The organism is Azospirillum ramasamyi (assembly GCF_003233655.1).
In the GTDB taxonomy this organism is placed as follows: Bacteria; Pseudomonadota; Alphaproteobacteria; order Azospirillales; family Azospirillaceae; genus Azospirillum; species Azospirillum ramasamyi.
On the sequence record NZ_CP029829.1, the window covers coordinates 1,303,486 to 1,320,519 of the forward strand.

A 17,034-nucleotide genomic window follows, 5' to 3' on the forward strand; every position below is an offset into this window, starting at 1 on the left:
GGACAAAGCCTAGCCAGACGGTGGGGCCCGCTTCTAATCCGCGGGCCCCCGTGCTACATCCTCGACGCTATGCTGCACATCAATGACCTGACCTTCCGCTTCGGCGGCCGAGTGTTGTTCGACCACGCGACGGCGGTCGTGCCCAAGGGGCACCGCGTGGCGCTGGTAGGGCGCAACGGCACCGGCAAATCCACCCTGCTGAAGCTGATCTCGGGCCAGCTGCAGACCGATGCCGGAGCGGTCACGCTGCCGGCCGGCATGCGGATGGGCATGGTGGCGCAGGAAGCCCCCAGCGGTCCCACCACCCTGATCGACGCCGTGCTGGCCGCCGACACCGAGCGCACCGCCCTGCTGGCGGAGGCGGAAACGGCGACCGACCCGATGCGCATCGGCGAAATTCACGCCCGCCTCGCCGACATCGAGGCGCATTCCGCCCCGTCGCGCGCGGCACAGGTTCTGTCGGGCCTGGGTTTCGACGCGGAGGCGCAGCAACGCCCCTGCTCCGACTTCTCCGGCGGCTGGCGGATGCGCGTCGCGCTGGCCGGCGTGCTGTTCTCCCGCCCCGACCTGCTGCTGCTCGACGAGCCGACCAACCACCTCGACCTCGAAGCCACCATCTGGCTCGAGGGCTATCTGAAGAACTACCCGCACACCATCCTGCTGGTCAGCCACGACCGCGAGCTGTTGAACGCGGTGCCCACCACGACGATCCACATCGACCAGGGCAAGCTCGTCACCTACAGCGGCAACTACGACCAGTTCCTGGCGCAACGCCGCGCCAACCAGGAGCGGCTCGCCTCCATGGCCGCGAAGCAGGAAGCGCGGCGCAAGCACATGATGTCCTACGTCGACCGCTTCCGCTTCAAGGCCAGCAAGGCCCGTCAGGCGCAGAGCCGCCTGAAGCTGCTGGAGAAGATGGAGTCGATCACGCTGATGGAGGACGATCCCGAGGTCGTCTTCAACTTCCCGCCTCCCGACGAGCTGGCGCCGCCGCTGATCGCGCTGGAAGGGGTCAGCATCGGCTATGGCGACAAGGTGATCCTGCGCCGGGTCAACCTGCGCATCGACATGGAGGACCGCATCGGCCTGCTGGGCGCCAACGGCAACGGCAAATCGACGCTGGTCAAGCTGCTGGCCAACCGCTTGCAGCCGATGGCCGGCGAGATGCGGCGGTCGCCCAAGCTGCGCATCGGCTATTTCGCCCAGCATCAGGCCGAGGAACTGGACCTGTCGCTGACGCCGATCCAGCAGACGCAGCGGATCATGCCGCTGGCGCTGGAGGAAAAGGTCCGCGCCCATCTGGGCCGCTTCGGCTTCCCCCAGGCGAAGGCGGAGACCAAGATCGCCAGCCTGTCGGGCGGCGAGAAGGCACGCCTGCTGCTGGCGCTGATGAGCCGGGAAGTCCCGCACATCCTGATGCTGGACGAACCGACCAACCATCTGGACATCGACAGCCGCGAGGCGCTGATCGAGGCGATCAACGACTTCCCCGGCGCCGTCATCATCATCAGCCACGACCCGCACCTGATCGAGATGACCGTCGACCGGCTCCTGCTGGTCGCCGACGGCACGGTGCAGAGCTATGACGGCGATCTCGACGATTACCGCCGTTACCTGCTGGACCGCGCAAAGGCGGAACGTGCGGTGGCGAAGGGCGCTGCCGAACGCGACGCCGGCCCCAACAAGAAGGACCAGCGCCGCGCCGCCGCCGAGGCGCGCACCGCGCTCGCCCCGCTGAAGCGCAAGGCGACCGACGCGGAAGCCCTGGTGACCAAGCTGAGCGAGGAGAAGCGCAAGATCGAGGCGAAGATGGCCGATCCCGCGCTCTACACCGGCCCGTCGGACAAGCTGACGAAGCTGCAGATCGATCTCGGCACGGTGGAGAAGAAGCTGGCGACCGCCGAGGAAAACTGGCTGGAGGCGCTCGAAGCCTACGAGAGCGCCGCGGCGGAGGCCGGCGTTTGAACGCCCGCAGGCACATCGATGACGCCGACAGCGAATCGATGGAGCGCGACGTGCGGCCGGACGGCACCATCGTCCTGCCGGCGGACTCGGCAGAGATGGAGGAGGAACGCACCTCCGACGTGCTGTCCCGTTTCCGTGCCAATCTGCCGCCGGGACGGGTCACTCTGGGCGACCTGATCCAGGCCCTGGGCGACCGCTCGCTCGGCACCATCCTGCTGGCCCTGTCGCTGCCCACCATCGCGCCGGTGCCGCTGGGCGTGTCCTGCCTGTTCGACCTGCCCATCGTGCTCTTCACGGCGCAGCTGGCTTTCGGCCGGCGGGGGGCCGGACGACTGCCGGACTGGCTGCTGCGTCGCTCCATCGGCACGGGGCTGGCCGCCCGCACGCTGGACGCCGCCATGCCCCGGCTGATGTGGATCGAACGGATGCTGAAGCCACGGCTTCACAGACTTGCCCACATCGACCAGGAACGCTGGTTCGGGCTGCTGCTGTTCATCCTGACGCTGACCTGCATCGTGCCGCTGCCGCTGACCGGCTGGCTGCCCGGCTTCGCGCTGGTGCTGATCTCCCTCGGCCTGATCGAGCGCGACGGCGGTGCCATCGGCATCGGTCTGGGCCTGACCGTGGCGGCGCTGGTGTTTCTGACGCTGGTGGCGAGCAGCCTGTCATACGCAGGCCAACAACTTCTGGAAGCAACGCTGTAACGGGGCGGCCCAGGCGGCACCCGCCCCGCTTTCCCAAGTCACCGGCTTCATGCCCCTTGGAGCAGGAGCCGCCTGGGCTGAGGACCGCAGGTCCGCCTCACGCCTCGCGCACCGAAACATGGACATTCTCGCCGCCTTCGCGGTCGAGCAGCGCCAATGCCTCCCGTTCCTGCTCCGCCGTCGCGACGCGCACCCACAGGATAATGCCGCCGGCCTCCAGGGCGCGTGCGAACTCGTCGGGTTTGGGGTGGCTGGTGAGTTCGTCCAGATAATCCTTGATCGCCACTCCGCCGACACCGGCGGCGACGATCGCCGCCAACGCCGCTTCGATCGGTCCGGCGACGAGGGCGATCAGGCCGGCGGTGGTCAGGGGGAAAGCGTATTTCAGCTCGCCCACCAGACCGGTCAGCGCCTCGTCCCGCGGCTGTCCCTTCGGGTCGGCGGCTTCGAGCGATGTATGGCTGGCCAGAATCGACAGGTCGGCGCGATCGAAACCGGCGGCCAGCAGTGTTTCGACCGCCCGGTCGAAGCCGGCACGGGTGGAAAAGAGGGCAACGACCTCCCGCACCTCGGCGGGCGCTGCGTCCTGGGTCGTTTGCGTCATGATGGCCGTCTCCCTATTTTCATGGCCGGAGTTCCGTCCGACCGCGCAGGTCCGCCGCGGGCTCTCAGCCGGGGGCATGCCCTATTGTAGCGGCCGGCGGCAAGCCCTCGTCAACCGCGACGGAGTCGCAGCCCCGATCGGTCCCCAAAGGCCGGATTGTACAGGCACCGGCCATCCCGCCTATCCCGCGGCTGCATATCCCGTGATAGGGTGCGCGCCTGAAACAACACCCATCCACCGCTTCATGGTTCCCGTGTCCGACACCGCCGCCGAGATCGTCATTCCGCCCGACGCCACCCCGATGATGGCGCAGTATCTGGAGATCAAGCGGGCGCATCCCGATTGCCTGCTGTTCTACCGGATGGGCGATTTCTACGAAATGTTCTTCGACGACGCGGTGAATGCCGCGGCGGCCCTGGACATCGCGCTGACCAAGCGCGGCCAGCACCTGGGCGAGGACATCCCCATGTGCGGCGTGCCGGTGCACAGCCACGAGAATTACCTGCAGCGCCTGATCCGCCAGGGCTTCCGCGTCGCCATCTGCGAGCAGATGGAAGACCCGGCGGAGGCGAAGAAGCGCGGGTCGAAATCGGTGGTGAAGCGCGGCGTCATCCGCATCGTCACGCCCGGTACCCTGACCGAGGACAGCCTGCTCGACTCCCGCTCCTCCAACTGGCTGGCGGCGGTGGCGGAGGCGGCCGGCGGGCTGGGGCTGGCATGGCTGGAGATGTCGACCGGCGAACTGGTGGTGCAGCCGGTGGAAAGGACGGGGCTCGGGGCCGCGCTGGGCCGGCTCGACCCGCAGGAAGTGCTGATCTCCGAAAAGCTGTCGCAGACGCCGGAACTGTTCGAGCTTTGGGGGGAGTGGAAATCGCGGCTGACCGTGCAGCCGACCCCGCGCTTCGACAGCGAGAACGGCAAGCAGCGCCTGCTGACCCTGTACGGAGTCGGTACGCTGGACGCCTTCGGCAACTTCACCCGGGCGGAGGTCGCGGCGGCCGGTGCGTTGGTCGGCTATGTCGAGCTGACGCAGAAGGGCCGCGTGCCCCGGCTGTCGCCGCCGCGGCGTGTCGGGCCGGGCGCGCTGTTGGAGATCGACGCCTCCACCGCCCGCAATCTGGAACTGACCCGGACGCTGACCGGGGAGCGGCGCGGCAGCCTGCTCGCCACCATCGACCGCACGGTCACGGGGGCCGGCGCCCGGCTGCTCTGCGCCCATCTCGCCGCGCCGCTGACCGATCCCGCCGCCATCGGCCGCCGGCTCGACATGGTGGAGTTCGCGCTGGCGGAGGAGCGGCTGCGCGGCGAGCTGCGCCAGTCCCTGCGCAGTTGTCCCGACCTGGAACGCGCGCTGTCGCGCCTGACGCTGGGCCGGGGCGGACCGCGCGATCTGGCCGCCATCCGCGACGGGCTGCGGCAGGCGGGTCTGATCCGCGAGCTGCTGGCCGGGGCCATGCCGCTGCCGGACGGGCTGGCGGCGCTCGACAAGCGGCTGGGCGCCCATTCGGAACTGGTCGACCAGTTGACCCAGGCGCTGGCGCCGGAACTGCCGCTGCTGGCCCGCGACGGCGGCTTCATCGCGCGCGACTACAGCTATGCGCTGGACGAGCTGGTGACGCTGCGCGACGAGAGCCGGCGGCTGATCGCCGGTCTGCAGACGAAATACGCCGAGATCGCCGGGGTGCCGTCGCTGAAGGTCAAGCACAACAACGTGCTGGGCTATCACATCGAGGTCACCGCCGCCCATGCCGACAAGCTGATGTCCGACAAGGGCCGCGAGGTGTTCATGCACCGACAGACCATGGCGAATGCCGTGCGGTTCGGCACGGTGGAGCTGTCGGACCTGGAACGCCGCATCTCCGAGGCGGCCGACAGGGCGCTGGCGGTGGAGCTGGAGCTGTTCGCCGGGTTGGTGGATGCGGTGACGGCGCGGGCCGATGCCATCGCCCAGGCCGCCCATGCCCTGGCGGCGCTGGACGTCGCCACCTCCCTGGCCGAACTGGCGGAGGAGCGGCGCTACAGCCGGCCGCTGGTCGACGACAGCCTCGCCTTCTCCATCAAGGGCGGCCGGCATCCGGTGGTGGAGGCGGTGCTGGACGCCGCCCATGGCGGGCCGTTCGTGGCGAATGACTGCGATCTTGCGCCCGACAACCGGCTGTGGCTGCTCACCGGTCCGAACATGGCCGGTAAATCGACCTTCCTGCGCCAGAACGCCCTGATCGCCGTGCTGGCCCAGATGGGCAGCTTCGTGCCGGCGGAGCGGGCGCATATCGGCGTGGTCGACCGGCTCTACAGCCGGGTCGGCGCCGCCGACGACCTCGCCCGCGGGCGGTCCACCTTCATGGTGGAAATGGTGGAAACCGCGGCGATCCTGAACCAGTCGGGTTCCCGCGCCCTGGTGATCCTCGACGAGATCGGGCGCGGCACCGCGACCTTCGACGGCCTGTCCATCGCCTGGGCCTGCGTCGAGCATCTGCACGACGTGAACCGGTGCAGGGCGCTGTTTGCCACCCATTACCATGAACTGACGATGCTTGCATCGAAGCTGCCGGCGCTGTCCTGCCACACCATGCGGATCAAGGAGTGGCAAGGCGACGTGGTGTTCCTGCATGAGGTGACCGCCGGCGCCGCCGACCGCAGCTATGGCATCCATGTCGCTAAGCTGGCCGGCCTGCCGCCCGCGGTGGTCGGACGGGCCGACGAGGTGCTGAAGCTGCTGGAATCGGGCGACCAGAACGCGACGATCCACCGGCTGGCCGAAGACCTGCCGCTGTTCAGCGCCGCGCTGAAGCGGCCGGCGCCGAAGGCGGAGCCGGTGGCCGAGACGCCCGCCGGGCCGTCGCCGGTCGAGGAAGCCCTGGCGGGGATCGACCCGGACAGCCTGACACCCCGTCAGGCGCTGGACGAGCTTTACCGCCTGCGGGGATTGCTGCGCGGCTGAGCCAAGCCCCTGCCCCGCTTCCGGGAACGATGCCCGCGAACAGAAAAGCCCCTCCCCCGCTGTCGCGAGGGAGGGGCTTTTTCCGTTACCGGCGGCGGTTCGTCAGCCGGCCAGCATCTCCAGCGCCTTCTGCAGCTTGTCGCGGGCCTGGTCGGCGGCCTCGCGGCGGTCGCGCTGCTCCTCGATCACCTCTTCGGGGGCCTTGGCGACGAACTGCTCGTTCGACAGCTTGGCGTCGATCTTCTTGATCTCCCCCGTCAGCTTGTCGATCTCCTTGGACAGGCGCGCCTTCTCCTTGTCGAGATCGACGATGCCTTCCAGCGGCAGCACCAGCGTGGTTTCATCCAGCACGGCCTGCACGCTGCTCTTCGGCACGTCGCCCTGCAGCGGCTCGACGCTGGACAGGCGGGCCATGCGCAGGATCAGGTCGCGGTGGGTGTCCAGCCGCTTCAGGCTGACCGCGTTCGGATCCTTCAGCTTCAGTTCGATCTGCGCCGCCGGCGGCACGTTCATCTCCGACCGCATGGAGCGGACCGAAGTGATGAGACGCACCACCCAATCCATCTCGTCGCGCGCGGCCGGATCGACCATGTCGGCGGCGAATTCCGGCCATTCCGCCGAGATCAGGCGGTTGGCGCGGGCCGGCGACAGCTGCTCCCACAGCTCTTCGGTGATGAAGGGCATCAGCGGGTGCAGGATGTGCAGGATCTGGTCGAGCACCCAGGCGGTGGTCGCCCGGGTTTCCGCCTTAGCCGCCTCGTCCGACCCGGCCAGGATCGGCTTGGTGAACTCCATGTACCAGTCGCAGAAGGTGCCCCAGGTGAACTGGTAGGCGGCACCGGCGGCCTCGTTGAACTTGTAGGCGTCGATCGAATCGGCGACCTTCTTCGCCGCATCGGCCAGCGCGCCGACGATCCAGCGGTTGACCGTCTGGGTCAGGCCGACCGGCTTGTAGCCGGCGACCGGCTCACAGCCGTTCATCTGGCAATAGCGTGCGGCGTTCCACAGCTTGGTGGCGAAGTTGCGGTAGCCTTCGACCCGGTTCACCGCCAGCTTGATGTCGCGGCCCTGCGCCGCCATCGCCGACAGGGTGAAGCGCAGCGCATCGGTGCCGTACTGGTCGATGATCTCCAGCGGATCGATGACGTTGCCCTTCGACTTCGACATCTTCTGCCCCTTCTCGTCGCGGACGAGGGCATGGATGTAGACGGTGCGGAAGGGCACATCCTTCATGAAGTGCAGGCCCATCATCATCATCCGGGCGACCCAGAAGAAGATGATGTCGAAGCCGGTCACCAGCACGTCGGTCGGGTAGTAGCGCTCCAGCTCCGGCGTCTGGTCGGGCCAGCCCAGCGTCGAGAAGGGCCATAGCGCCGACGAGAACCAGGTGTCCAGCACATCGGCGTCGCGCGTCAGCTCGACGTCCTTGCCGTAATGCTTGAGGGCGGCGGCGCGCGCCTCCTCTTCCGTCTCCTCGACGAAGAAGGCGCCGTCCGGGCCGTACCAGGCCGGAATCTGATGGCCCCACCAGATCTGGCGGCTGATGCACCAGGGCTGGATGTTGCGCATCCATTCGAAATAGGTGTTCTCCCACTGCTTGGGCACGAAGACCGTCTTGCCGGTCTCCACCGCCTCGATCGCCGGCTTGGCCAGCGTCGCGGCGTCGACATACCACTGGTCGGTCAGCCACGGCTCGATGGCGACGCCGGAACGGTCGCCGTGCGGGACCATGTGGGTGTGCGGCTCGATCTTCTCCAGAAGCTCCAGCGCCTCCAGATCGGCGACGATCCGCTTGCGCGCCTCGTAGCGGTCGAGCCCGCGATAGGCCTCGGGAACGTTGTCGTTCAGCCGGGCGTCGCGGTCCATGATGTTGATCTGCTCGAGCCCGCAGCGCTTGCCGACCTCGAAGTCGTTGAAGTCGTGGGCCGGAGTGATCTTGACGGCACCCGACCCGGTTTCCGGATCGGCATACTCGTCGCCGACGATGGGGATCAGGCGGCCGACCAGCGGCAGGCGGACCATCTTGCCGATCAGATCCTTGTACCGCTCGTCCTCCGGGTGCACCGCGACGCCGGTGTCGCCCAGCATGGTTTCCGGACGGGTGGTGGCGACCACGATGTAGCGGCCCTCCTCCCCGTCGATGGGGTAGCGGAAGTGCCAGAGGTTGCCCTTGATCTCCTTCTGCTCGACCTCAAGGTCGGAGATGGCGGTGTGCAGCTTCGGGTCCCAGTTGACCAGCCGCTTGTCCTTGTAGATCAGCCCCTGGCGATGCAGTTCGACGAACACCTTGCGGACGGCGCGGCTCAGCCCCTCGTCCATGGTGAAGCGCTCGCGCGGCCAGTCCGGCGAGGCGCCGAGGCGGCGCAGCTGCCGGGTGATGGTGCCGCCGGATTCGGCCTTCCATTCCCAAACCTTGTCGATGAAGGCGTCGCGGCCGAAATCGTGGCGGGTCTTGCCGTCCTTCGCGAGGTTGCGCTCCACCACCATCTGGGTGGCGATGCCGGCATGGTCGGTCCCCGGCTGCCACAGGGCGTCGCGGCCGCGCATGCGGTTGTAGCGGGTCAGCACGTCCTGGATGGTGAAGGTCAGCGCATGGCCCATGTGCAGGCTGCCGGTGACGTTCGGCGGCGGCATCATGATGGTGTAGGGCTTGCCGTTCCCCTGCGGCTGGGCCCCGAAGGCGCCCGACTCTTCCCACAGGCGGTAGTGCTTCTCCTCGACCTCGGCGGGCCGGTACGTCTTTTCCAACATCACCACGAACTTTCGCTAGAAACGTCTCAACCGGGACTCAGGAAGGCGGGATCAGAACTTCTGCGACCGCCGGATCATGCGGTCGATCTCCTGCTGTACGAGCCGCTCGACCACCGTCGGCAGGTTCTCGTCCAGCCACTCCTTCAACAGCGGCTTCAGCAGTTCGCGCACCACCTCCTCCACCGTGCGTATGCCGATGGGCATCGGGCCGATGGACAGGTCGTCGCCCAGCTCTCGCGCCAGATGGGTCAGGTGGTGCGAGGCGTCTTCCGCCGTCCGGCGGGAGATCAGCCCGTCATCGACCTCGACCGGCCGGCGGCGCGGACGCGGCGGGGGCGGCGGCTCGTCATCCTCGAACTCGTCGAAGGCCGGCATCGGCCGGCGCGGCGGGCGCGGCGGCGGCATGGGCTCGGGCTCCGGCTCCTCCCAGCGCGGGGGCGGCGGAGGCGACGGTTCCGGGAAGGCCGGCTCGTCGGGCCAGGGATCGGGGTCCGGCTGACCGAAGGCCGGGCGTTCGTCCGGTTCGTCCTCCACCATCTGGGTCAGTTCCAGGACGTCGTCGTCCTCGTCCACCGGCGGGGGTGGAGGAGGCGGCGGAGGGGGTGGCGGCGGAGGAGGCGGCGAAGGCGCCTGGGTTTCCGACTTGGCCGGCTCGCCGTCCTCGGAAATGATCCGCCGGATGGAGGCGAGGATTTCCTCCATCGAAGGTTCTTGCTGGCCCTTATCGCTCATCTTGGCAACCCGAGACGTCAACCTGACCCAAACCTAGGGCAGGGCTGACAAAAAAGCCATAATACAAAAACGGCCCGCTTTCGCGGGCCGCTTCGTTCATTCGGTCACCGACGTTCCGAACCACCTGCCCCGCGTCCTGTCGTAATTCACCTGCGGGTCGTATTTCTGGACCGGCAGATTGAGCCGGTCCGCGGTCAACTGTCCGCTGGCCGCCAGAACGTTGAAGGCCGCCACCATCTCGTCGTGCTGGGCACGCACCAGGAAGACGCGGGCGTTCAGCAGTTCCTGTTCCTGGTTCAGCACGTCCAGAACGGTGCGCGAGCCGACCTGCGCCTCCTGACGCACGCCTTCCAGGGCGATCTGCGCCGCCTTGATCTGCGCGGTGTAGGATTCGATGCTGGCGCGCGCGGTCTGCAGGGACTGCCAGGCGCTGACCGCCGATTCGGTCACCTGGCGACGGGTCTCCTCGATCTGCAGGCGGGCCTGGTTGGCCGTCTGCTTCGCCTCGCGGACCAGTGCTTCGGGCTGGCCGGCCTGATAGAGCGGGATGGTCACCTGGGCGGTGATCTGCGCGCTGTCGGACCGGTTCAGTTCGACGCCGGAGGTACGGCCGGGATCATAGACGCGGTTGCCGCTGGCCGACAGGTTCACCGACGGCAGGAGACGGCCGTACTGCTGGTCCACCGCCTCGCGCTGGGCCGCTTCGGAATAGGAAGCCGACAGCACGTTGGGGTTGTTGGAGCGGGCCAGCTCGACCAGTTCGTCCAGGGTCTTCGGCAGACGGAAGCCCGGCTTGGGCGCCTTCAGCTCGCCCGGGGCCGATCCGACCAGACGCTCGTAGGTCGCGCGGGAGGCGCGGAGCGTGCCTTCGGCCGAGATCTTCGACGCGATGGCGGCCGACAGGCGCGACTCGGACTGGCTGACGTCGGTGCGGGTGTATTCGCCGACGCGGAAACGGTCGCGGGCTGCGTCCAGCTGCCGGCGCAGCACCTGCTCGTTGTTGATCTGCAGCTGCAGAATGGCCTGGTTCTGGACGATGTCGAGATAGGCTTGCGCCGCGCCGAGCAGCACGGACTGTTCGGACGCGATCAGGGTGGCGCGCTGCGCCTCGACCAGCCGCTCGGCCCGGCGGACGGCGGGAGCGACGGTGGCGTCGTAGACTGGCTGGGTCGCGGTGACGCCGAGGCTTTTCGAATTGGCCTGGGACCCCGTCGAACCGCCTTCGAACGTCGATTCGCCCATCGAGCGCGTGATGCCGGCGGTGACCCGCGCCGTCGGCCGGTAGCCGGACAGCGCCTGGGGCACACCTTCGTCGACGGCGCGCAGGCGGGCGCGCTGGGCGCCGATCGTCGGGTTGTTGGCGTAGGCCTGGGCGAGTGCCTGCTCGAGGGACTGCGCCTGGGCCGTACCACCGCCGGTCACTGCTGTGCCCATGGTGGCGGTCAGGGTCAGGGCCGTCGCCAGCAGCCAACGGCGCGCAAAGCGGCTTCGCACGGTCATGTTCAGTAGACCTTCATGTTCGGGTCGATTCGGCGCGCCCAGGCATCGACGCCGCCATCGAGGTTGATGGCACGGTCGAAGCCCTTGGAACGCAGCCACATGGTGACCTGCGCGCTGCGCCCGCCGTGATGGCACACGACGATGACGTCGCGGTCGGTCGGCAGCTCGTCCACCCGGCCGGGAAGCCCGTTCATCGGGATGTGCAGGCTGCCGTCGATGGCGCACAGCGCGAACTCCCACGGTTCGCGCACGTCGAGGACGACCATCGCGTCGCCGGCCTTCCGGCGACGGTCCAGTTCTTCCACCTCGATCTCAAACGGTGCGGCCATGGGTGTTCACTTTCGTGCAGGGATGGCGGCGACGGTAGCGCAGAACCGCACAGAGGTAAACTGCACGGTTCAGTTCAAAGACCTCTCCAACCGGCTAAACCGGTCAAAACACGAAAGACGCCTTCTTCTCGAAGCCCGGCAGAGCGTGCGGCTTGGCTTCGAACAGGATGCGGCTGGACACGATTCCCGCGGTACGCTGGAACAGGCGGACCTCCCCGACGCTGCCGCTGCCCTGAACCACCGCGACGAGGCGTCCGCCTTCGGCCAGTTGTTCGGTCAGCGCGGCCGGCACCTCCGGCACGGTACCTTCGATGACGATGACATCGTAAGGGGCATTTTGGGCGTACCCCTCCGCCAGCGGGCCAGTGACGGCCTTGGCATTGGTGATGCCCTGCCCGGCCAGCGCCGCGGTCGCGGCGGCGGTCAGCCCCTCGTCGCAGTCGAGCCCGATCACGGAGGCGGCCAGACGGCCCAGCACGGCGGTGGAATAGCCGCCGGCCGCGCCGACGTCGAGCACCCGGTCGGTCTCCTGCACGGCGACCGCCTGCAACATGCGGGCGAACACCATCGGCTCCAGCAGGAAGCGGCCCTTGCCGATGGGAAGATCGTCGTCGACATAAGCGACGCCACGCGCCGACTCAGGTACGAAGGCTTCGCGCGGAAGCTCCGACAGGACATCGACGAGACGATGATCGGTCACCTTGTTGGGGCGGATCTGTCCCTCGACCATGAAATAGCGTGCGGCGGCGAAATCGGTCATGGCGGTCGCTTATTGATGTGTTGTTACGACACCGGCACCAAGCCGAACAGCGAACGGCTTCCTGCCATGGCCGTATATAGCCGCAAAGGCCGGACGAACACAACGCCACAGGGTACCCGGCCCGGGGCTGCGCGGGGGCTTTGCCGGAGACTGGAAAAACGGCCCCCGAACGACCGCATCGGATGGCGCAGGCGGACGGGTCTGCGCCGGAGATTCGACGATGTTCAAGAATCGTCACCATTCGCCTTGACCGCTCCCTTCCGTGCCGCTATACCACCGCTCCACACCGAGGGCGCACCGGAAACGGCGCGCCGGTGCCGGTCAGGATGGCGCGGTGGCAGAGTGGTGATGCAGCGGACTGCAAATCCGTGTACGTGGGTTCGATTCCCGCCCGTGCCTCCATCCTAACCCTCTGGAAACCTTAGGGTTTTCAGCCTTTAGCCCTGAAGCCTAGTTGGCGCAGGGCACCCAATTTGCTCCCATCTTGCTCCCAATTGCACCCAAGGCTTCGGCCTGCTGTGGGCGTTTGCTCCCACGGCTGATCCGTTGCCCGACGAATGCCCCCTATCTGCCTCAGCGACTCGCCGCAGTCCAGCCCCTTCCCTTCATGCATCGCAGGGAAGCCTTTTGTGCTGTGGGAGCAGAATGGGAGCAAAGGCGCCACGGGCCTACAGTTTGGACGAGACAGTTATAATACAGGCGCCGCGCCTCCCCCCGGTGGGGCCGATTTACGGAATGGTACCCCCCTATTCGCGAATAGAAGATTGAAGGGGGGGTGGGGGTGCCGGGAGTCTCTTGAGAAAATTCTAGCGGGCTTCCCCACCGTGAAGGGCCGAAACAACAACCAATCAACAGCCCTAAAGCCTCATTCTTTGAAGTCGGTTTTACGAAGGGCCGGGGGAGGGTCGGGAGTGTCTTCCGGTCCCTTGGGACTCCTACCGCCCTGCCCTGCCCCGCGGTTTAGGCATCGGCACCAAGGATGCGGTAGACGCTAGCACGGCCGATCCCGAGTCGCTTGGCTATCTCACTGGCACCCACACCTTGCACCTTCAGGGCCATCACGTCTTCCGCCTTGGCCTGTGCCGTGGGCTTCCTGCCCTTATACTTCCCCTCAGCCTTGGCCTTGGCGATGCCCTCGCGCTGTCGTTCAAGCATGATATCCCGCTCAAATTCCGCCACGCCACCAAGCATGGTCAGCATCAGCTTGCCCGTGGGGGTGCTGGTGTCGATCCCCATGTTCAGGATGCGCAGGGATGCGCCCTTGGCCTTCAGGGCGTCGAGGATCGTCATCAAATGGGCGACGGAGCGGGCCAAGCGGTCGAGCTTCGTCACTACCAGGGCATCCCCTTCCCGGATGAAGTCGAGGGCAATGGCAAGCTGTTCCCGGTTCGCCACGTCCACAGAGGACACCTGTTCCCGAAACAACCTCTCGCATCCCGCCGCCTGAAGGTCACGGGCCTGTGCCTCAATGCCGGCCTTCTGATCAAGGGTGCTGGTGCGAGCGTAGCCGATCAACATGGCCTGTTCCGTCCCAAGTGTCTCAATGAACCCTTAGACGTTATCGCCTTGCCGTCCCAAAATGGCAATAGGGATTTCATTGGGACGGCTTGGGCGTGGGCGTGAGACGACTCGCTAGGTCACGGTCTATTGGAACAACGACGAACCGCTGCACGACACGGAGGGCTTGTGGAGCCTCTAGTTGGTGAATTATTTTCTCGTTGTCGTATGCTTAGACGCTTGGTGTTCAAATGATGAAATCCGATAATAAAGAAGGTTCCATCGAAAGGTGGTATAAAAATTTCGCTGCCGATCCAGACGGGGAGCTTTGGCGCCGCCTCACTAACGAAAACGACAGAGGGCAGGAAGGAGCTTTTTTTGAGCTTGCATTGCAAGTGATGTTGAAACGTCTAGGCTGTGAAATTTCTCCACATCCTTCTCTTCCGAATTCACGCGAGCGTCCAGACTTCCTCATAAAGCCACCACAGGGACAGGCCTTTTACCTGGAAGCGTCTGTAGTCACTGGCGTCACGGATGCCGAGCACAAAGAACGGCGGCGCCTTGATTTCATGTCAAAATCAATAGAAGCGATTGGCAGTGAGAATTTTGCCATCAAGGCTAGCATCGTTGGGACCGTCAAAAAGGATATCCGGCTGTCTAGCCTTGTTCTGGAAGTTAAAAATTGGCTATCTGGCTTGAATGAAGACGCTGTTCGCCGAAAACTTATGGAATATCCTGTTAAGCCGAAGAGCTTAAACTGGGATCTTTTCGCAAAAATTCACGATACTTTTAGTAATGAACCAGAAAATCCGATACCTTCTGACTCTCAGCCTGCATTGGTAATTAAATTGGAACCTGATGGCGAACTGATCGTAACAGTATGCCCTCGCCAAGCCCCACCCATAACTCAGGCTCCGAGCCTACATTTTTGGATGAGCAGGGTGAATTTAAGGTTTCAGGAAGACGGCGGGGTAGCAAAAAAGATTTCCAAAAAAGCAAAGAAATATTCAGGCAGCGATCTGCCAATCGTTCTAGCTATTAGTTACAGCGAACCGTCCCCGTTCACTTTCGTTTTCCCCAGAGGAGACATACTGGGAGCGGAGAAGCTTGTCTTCACGGATGACGAAGAAACGGAAATGGACTACGAATTTGTGCCTGGGGTTCTTTCTCCAAATGAGAACACCAAGATAAGCGGTATCTTTCTCTGTGCGGATCTAAAACCACATTGTTATGATATGAGCCGCTCATGCTACATACCGAACCCTTGGGCTCGCATTCCGCTAGAAGAATTTCCGGTCCCATGCAAAATATCTGACGACAAGATAAGATATGACGGCTTTGATGTTGGCTCACTGTTAAAGGACTGTTAGGGGCTCCTGAATAATATGAGCACGGATTTAAACAGCCTGTTGGCCGAGACAATATGATGTCTTCGGCCCTTCAGCATTTGATCGAGATAGCCGCCCTTCTCCGACCGCCCCTAACGTTATCACGAAAATTGGAATGAGGTTTTTCGCGAAGTTCCTCCGACCTCGACAATGCCGAGTTCGTCCAGAGCCTCACTGAAGGCCGGATGTTCCCGTACGTCCTTGTTGAAGTTCTCGGGTTTCATGCCAATCGCCAACGCAACCTGCTTGAACCTCACCTTAGCGCCTGCCTGAATGACCTTCGCCATTTCCGACAGGTAGGCAATCGCTTTTGTGACATACCCGGTCAACTTTAGCCCCTCAGGTCGCCATGGCTTCACCCTCGCACCTGGGAACGCTTCCGCAATCGCTCCTTGGAAATCATGGCGGCTGCTGCCGATGACATAGGCATCGGTAAGGGGGCAGCCATCACCCTCACAGCGACGCACAGAAGCCCGGCAGAGGGCCTGTAGGAGATGGTGCATCGTTTCCCCCATCTTCACCCGCGCCAGCGCCTCAGCGCTCACACAGGCGTCGGATGCCCGCTGATCGGCAACAGAGCGCTTCAGGGCCTCATACTGGGCGTCGCTGTAGAACAGCGTACCTGCAAGGATCACGTTCGGCCGATCCACGTAGGCATTGGTTGCCATGTGGTTGCCCCACGTCAGGAAGGCTACGTCCACATCGGCTCCTTGTAGGTGCTGGCGAATCAGTCGCTCATAATCTCCGCCGGTCGGGTGGGGCTTGTGGACGATCACCAACCAAGGTTCCTGCGGCTTCGTCAGGACCATGCGGGCGACTTCCTTGCACAGTTCGTCTCCGTGGTTGGAGAAGGAGGATTTCCCACCCCCCTTGTCCCACAGATGGACGGTGAGGTTGTCGTACCGCTTCACAGCCGATTGGAGCCTCACCAGCAAGCCGCGGGCTTCCATGTCGTCATAGGTGACCCGGACACGCCCCGATGCATCCAGAATGAGCATGGGGGCCATATCAGGTGGAAGGCTGTCCCGGTAATCCACCAAGGACCATCCGTCCCGGTTGCCACATCGGATGCTGACTGTTCGCCCTGACAGGTGCCACAGATCGGCTGCCGCATCCTTCAGCCTTGTGGGCGCCCTCCGCCCCATTGCCCGAATCACCTTCGGAAGCCCAATGCCGAACTCCCCCGCGAAGTCGGGAACGGTGTAGGCGCTATTGTCGGGTAGCCCCTCGACCTCATTTACCGTCGCCATGATCCGGGCGCGTAGGTCCGGGTTGATGGTGGACAGAGTTTCCAGCAGGCCGGCAATGGTGTTGGTGTTCAGCACCACGGCACGGGCGGGGAGGAACGACTCATCCCACACCCGAACCGCCCTTGGCTTGCCCTGGTAGAGGAAGGCGGAAGCATCGGACAACCGACGGCCCCGCATCCGCTCCAAACGCTGGTGGGTCGTTACCAGCACCTGCGCCTCTTGGGGAACCGGATGACCAAGGGCGTTCAGGGCGGGGTCGCTGGTCATGACGGCAACGGCGGCAGGCGGTAGAACCCCGAATGCGTTCATGCCCTGTACGAAGCTGCGGACCTCTTCCAGCCGACCAAGGCAGATCAGCACCCCAACACCGGCATGGGCGGGGGAGCGGACAAGGTTGCGGACAAAGGCGTAGAGGGTCTGCGTTTTGCCTACCCCTGGGTCCAAGGACGACAGGTAGAGAGACGGAAGGGCCGTACCATCCGCCATTGCCTCCATGGCCTTGGCCTGATCGGACAGCGCTTCCCACATTGAGGGGCTGGGGCTATGGCCCACCGAAGTGAAATACTCCTTCAAACAATCAATCGTGATAGTGGAGAGCGAACCACATTCATGG

The 17,034-nt window shown here is 65.0% G+C and carries 12 protein-coding genes and 1 tRNA gene; 5 read left to right on the forward strand and 8 right to left on the reverse strand.

Annotated elements, in window-relative coordinates; genetic code table 11:
* Positions 1-69 precede the first annotated feature (69 nt).
* Together DM194_RS06005 and DM194_RS06010 are read left to right on the forward strand one after the other, a co-directional pair.
* The gene (locus tag DM194_RS06005; protein ID WP_111066392.1) at positions 70-1,965 is read left to right on the forward strand and encodes an ABC-F family ATP-binding cassette domain-containing protein; all 1,896 of its coding nucleotides are present in this window, start codon (positions 70-72) and stop codon (positions 1,963-1,965) included.
* Complete coding sequence (locus tag DM194_RS06010) at positions 1,962-2,669, forward strand: exopolysaccharide biosynthesis protein (protein ID WP_111066393.1); 708 nt, start codon at positions 1,962-1,964, stop codon at positions 2,667-2,669. Before DM194_RS06005 ends, DM194_RS06010 begins: the two co-directional genes overlap by 4 nt.
* 97 nt (positions 2,670-2,766) lie before the next feature.
* Here DM194_RS06010 and DM194_RS06015 read toward each other — a convergent pair whose 3' ends face one another.
* Positions 2,767-3,273 carry a hypothetical protein gene (locus tag DM194_RS06015; protein WP_111066394.1) on the reverse strand — a complete coding sequence of 169 codons (507 nt, stop codon included), beginning with the start codon at positions 3,271-3,273 and terminating at the stop codon, positions 2,767-2,769.
* Positions 3,274-3,517: 244 nt separating this feature from the next.
* Between DM194_RS06015 and mutS the strand changes: the two genes are divergently transcribed.
* Positions 3,518-6,214, forward strand: a complete 2,697-nt coding sequence (gene mutS, locus DM194_RS06020; protein WP_111066395.1) for a DNA mismatch repair protein MutS — start codon at positions 3,518-3,520, stop codon at positions 6,212-6,214.
* A gap of 102 nt (positions 6,215-6,316) precedes the next feature.
* Here mutS and DM194_RS06025 read toward each other — a convergent pair whose 3' ends face one another.
* The 5 genes from DM194_RS06025 to DM194_RS06045 form a co-directional block, all read right to left on the reverse strand.
* Positions 6,317-8,965, reverse strand: coding sequence for a valine--tRNA ligase (locus DM194_RS06025; RefSeq protein WP_176581371.1), 2,649 nt, complete (start codon positions 8,963-8,965; stop codon positions 6,317-6,319).
* Positions 8,966-9,016: 51 nt separating this feature from the next.
* Positions 9,017-9,697 (reverse strand): DUF2497 domain-containing protein, encoded by a 681-nt coding sequence (locus DM194_RS06030; RefSeq protein WP_111066397.1) that lies wholly within the window; start codon positions 9,695-9,697, stop codon positions 9,017-9,019.
* A 96-nt stretch (positions 9,698-9,793) separates the two neighbouring features.
* On the reverse strand, positions 9,794-11,197 hold the full coding sequence (locus DM194_RS06035) for a TolC family outer membrane protein (protein ID WP_111066398.1): 1,404 nt from the start codon (positions 11,195-11,197) through the stop codon (positions 9,794-9,796).
* Between the two features lie 2 nt (positions 11,198-11,199).
* Positions 11,200-11,526, reverse strand: a complete 327-nt coding sequence (locus DM194_RS06040) for a rhodanese-like domain-containing protein (RefSeq protein ID WP_111066399.1) — start codon at positions 11,524-11,526, stop codon at positions 11,200-11,202.
* A 103-nt stretch (positions 11,527-11,629) separates the two neighbouring features.
* Complete coding sequence (locus tag DM194_RS06045) at positions 11,630-12,286, reverse strand: protein-L-isoaspartate O-methyltransferase family protein (RefSeq protein WP_111066400.1); 657 nt, start codon at positions 12,284-12,286, stop codon at positions 11,630-11,632.
* A 328-nt stretch (positions 12,287-12,614) separates the two neighbouring features.
* Here DM194_RS06045 and DM194_RS06050 point away from each other — a divergent pair.
* A tRNA-Cys gene (locus DM194_RS06050) sits at positions 12,615-12,688 on the forward strand.
* 558 nt (positions 12,689-13,246) lie between these two features.
* On the opposite strand, the gene DM194_RS06055 is transcribed toward DM194_RS06050, so the two are convergent.
* On the reverse strand, positions 13,247-13,804 hold the full coding sequence (locus DM194_RS06055) for a recombinase family protein (protein ID WP_111066401.1): 558 nt from the start codon (positions 13,802-13,804) through the stop codon (positions 13,247-13,249).
* Between the two features lie 230 nt (positions 13,805-14,034).
* Between DM194_RS06055 and DM194_RS28015 the strand changes: the two genes are divergently transcribed.
* Entirely contained in the window at positions 14,035-15,153 is a 1,119-nt protein-coding gene (locus DM194_RS28015; RefSeq protein ID WP_162629965.1) for a hypothetical protein, read from the forward strand.
* Between the two features lie 119 nt (positions 15,154-15,272).
* Here the strand turns inward: DM194_RS28015 and DM194_RS06060 are convergent, their stop codons facing one another.
* On the reverse strand, positions 15,273-16,994 hold the full coding sequence (locus tag DM194_RS06060) for a hypothetical protein (RefSeq protein WP_162629966.1): 1,722 nt from the start codon (positions 16,992-16,994) through the stop codon (positions 15,273-15,275).
* Positions 16,995-17,034: the final 40 nt, after the last annotated feature.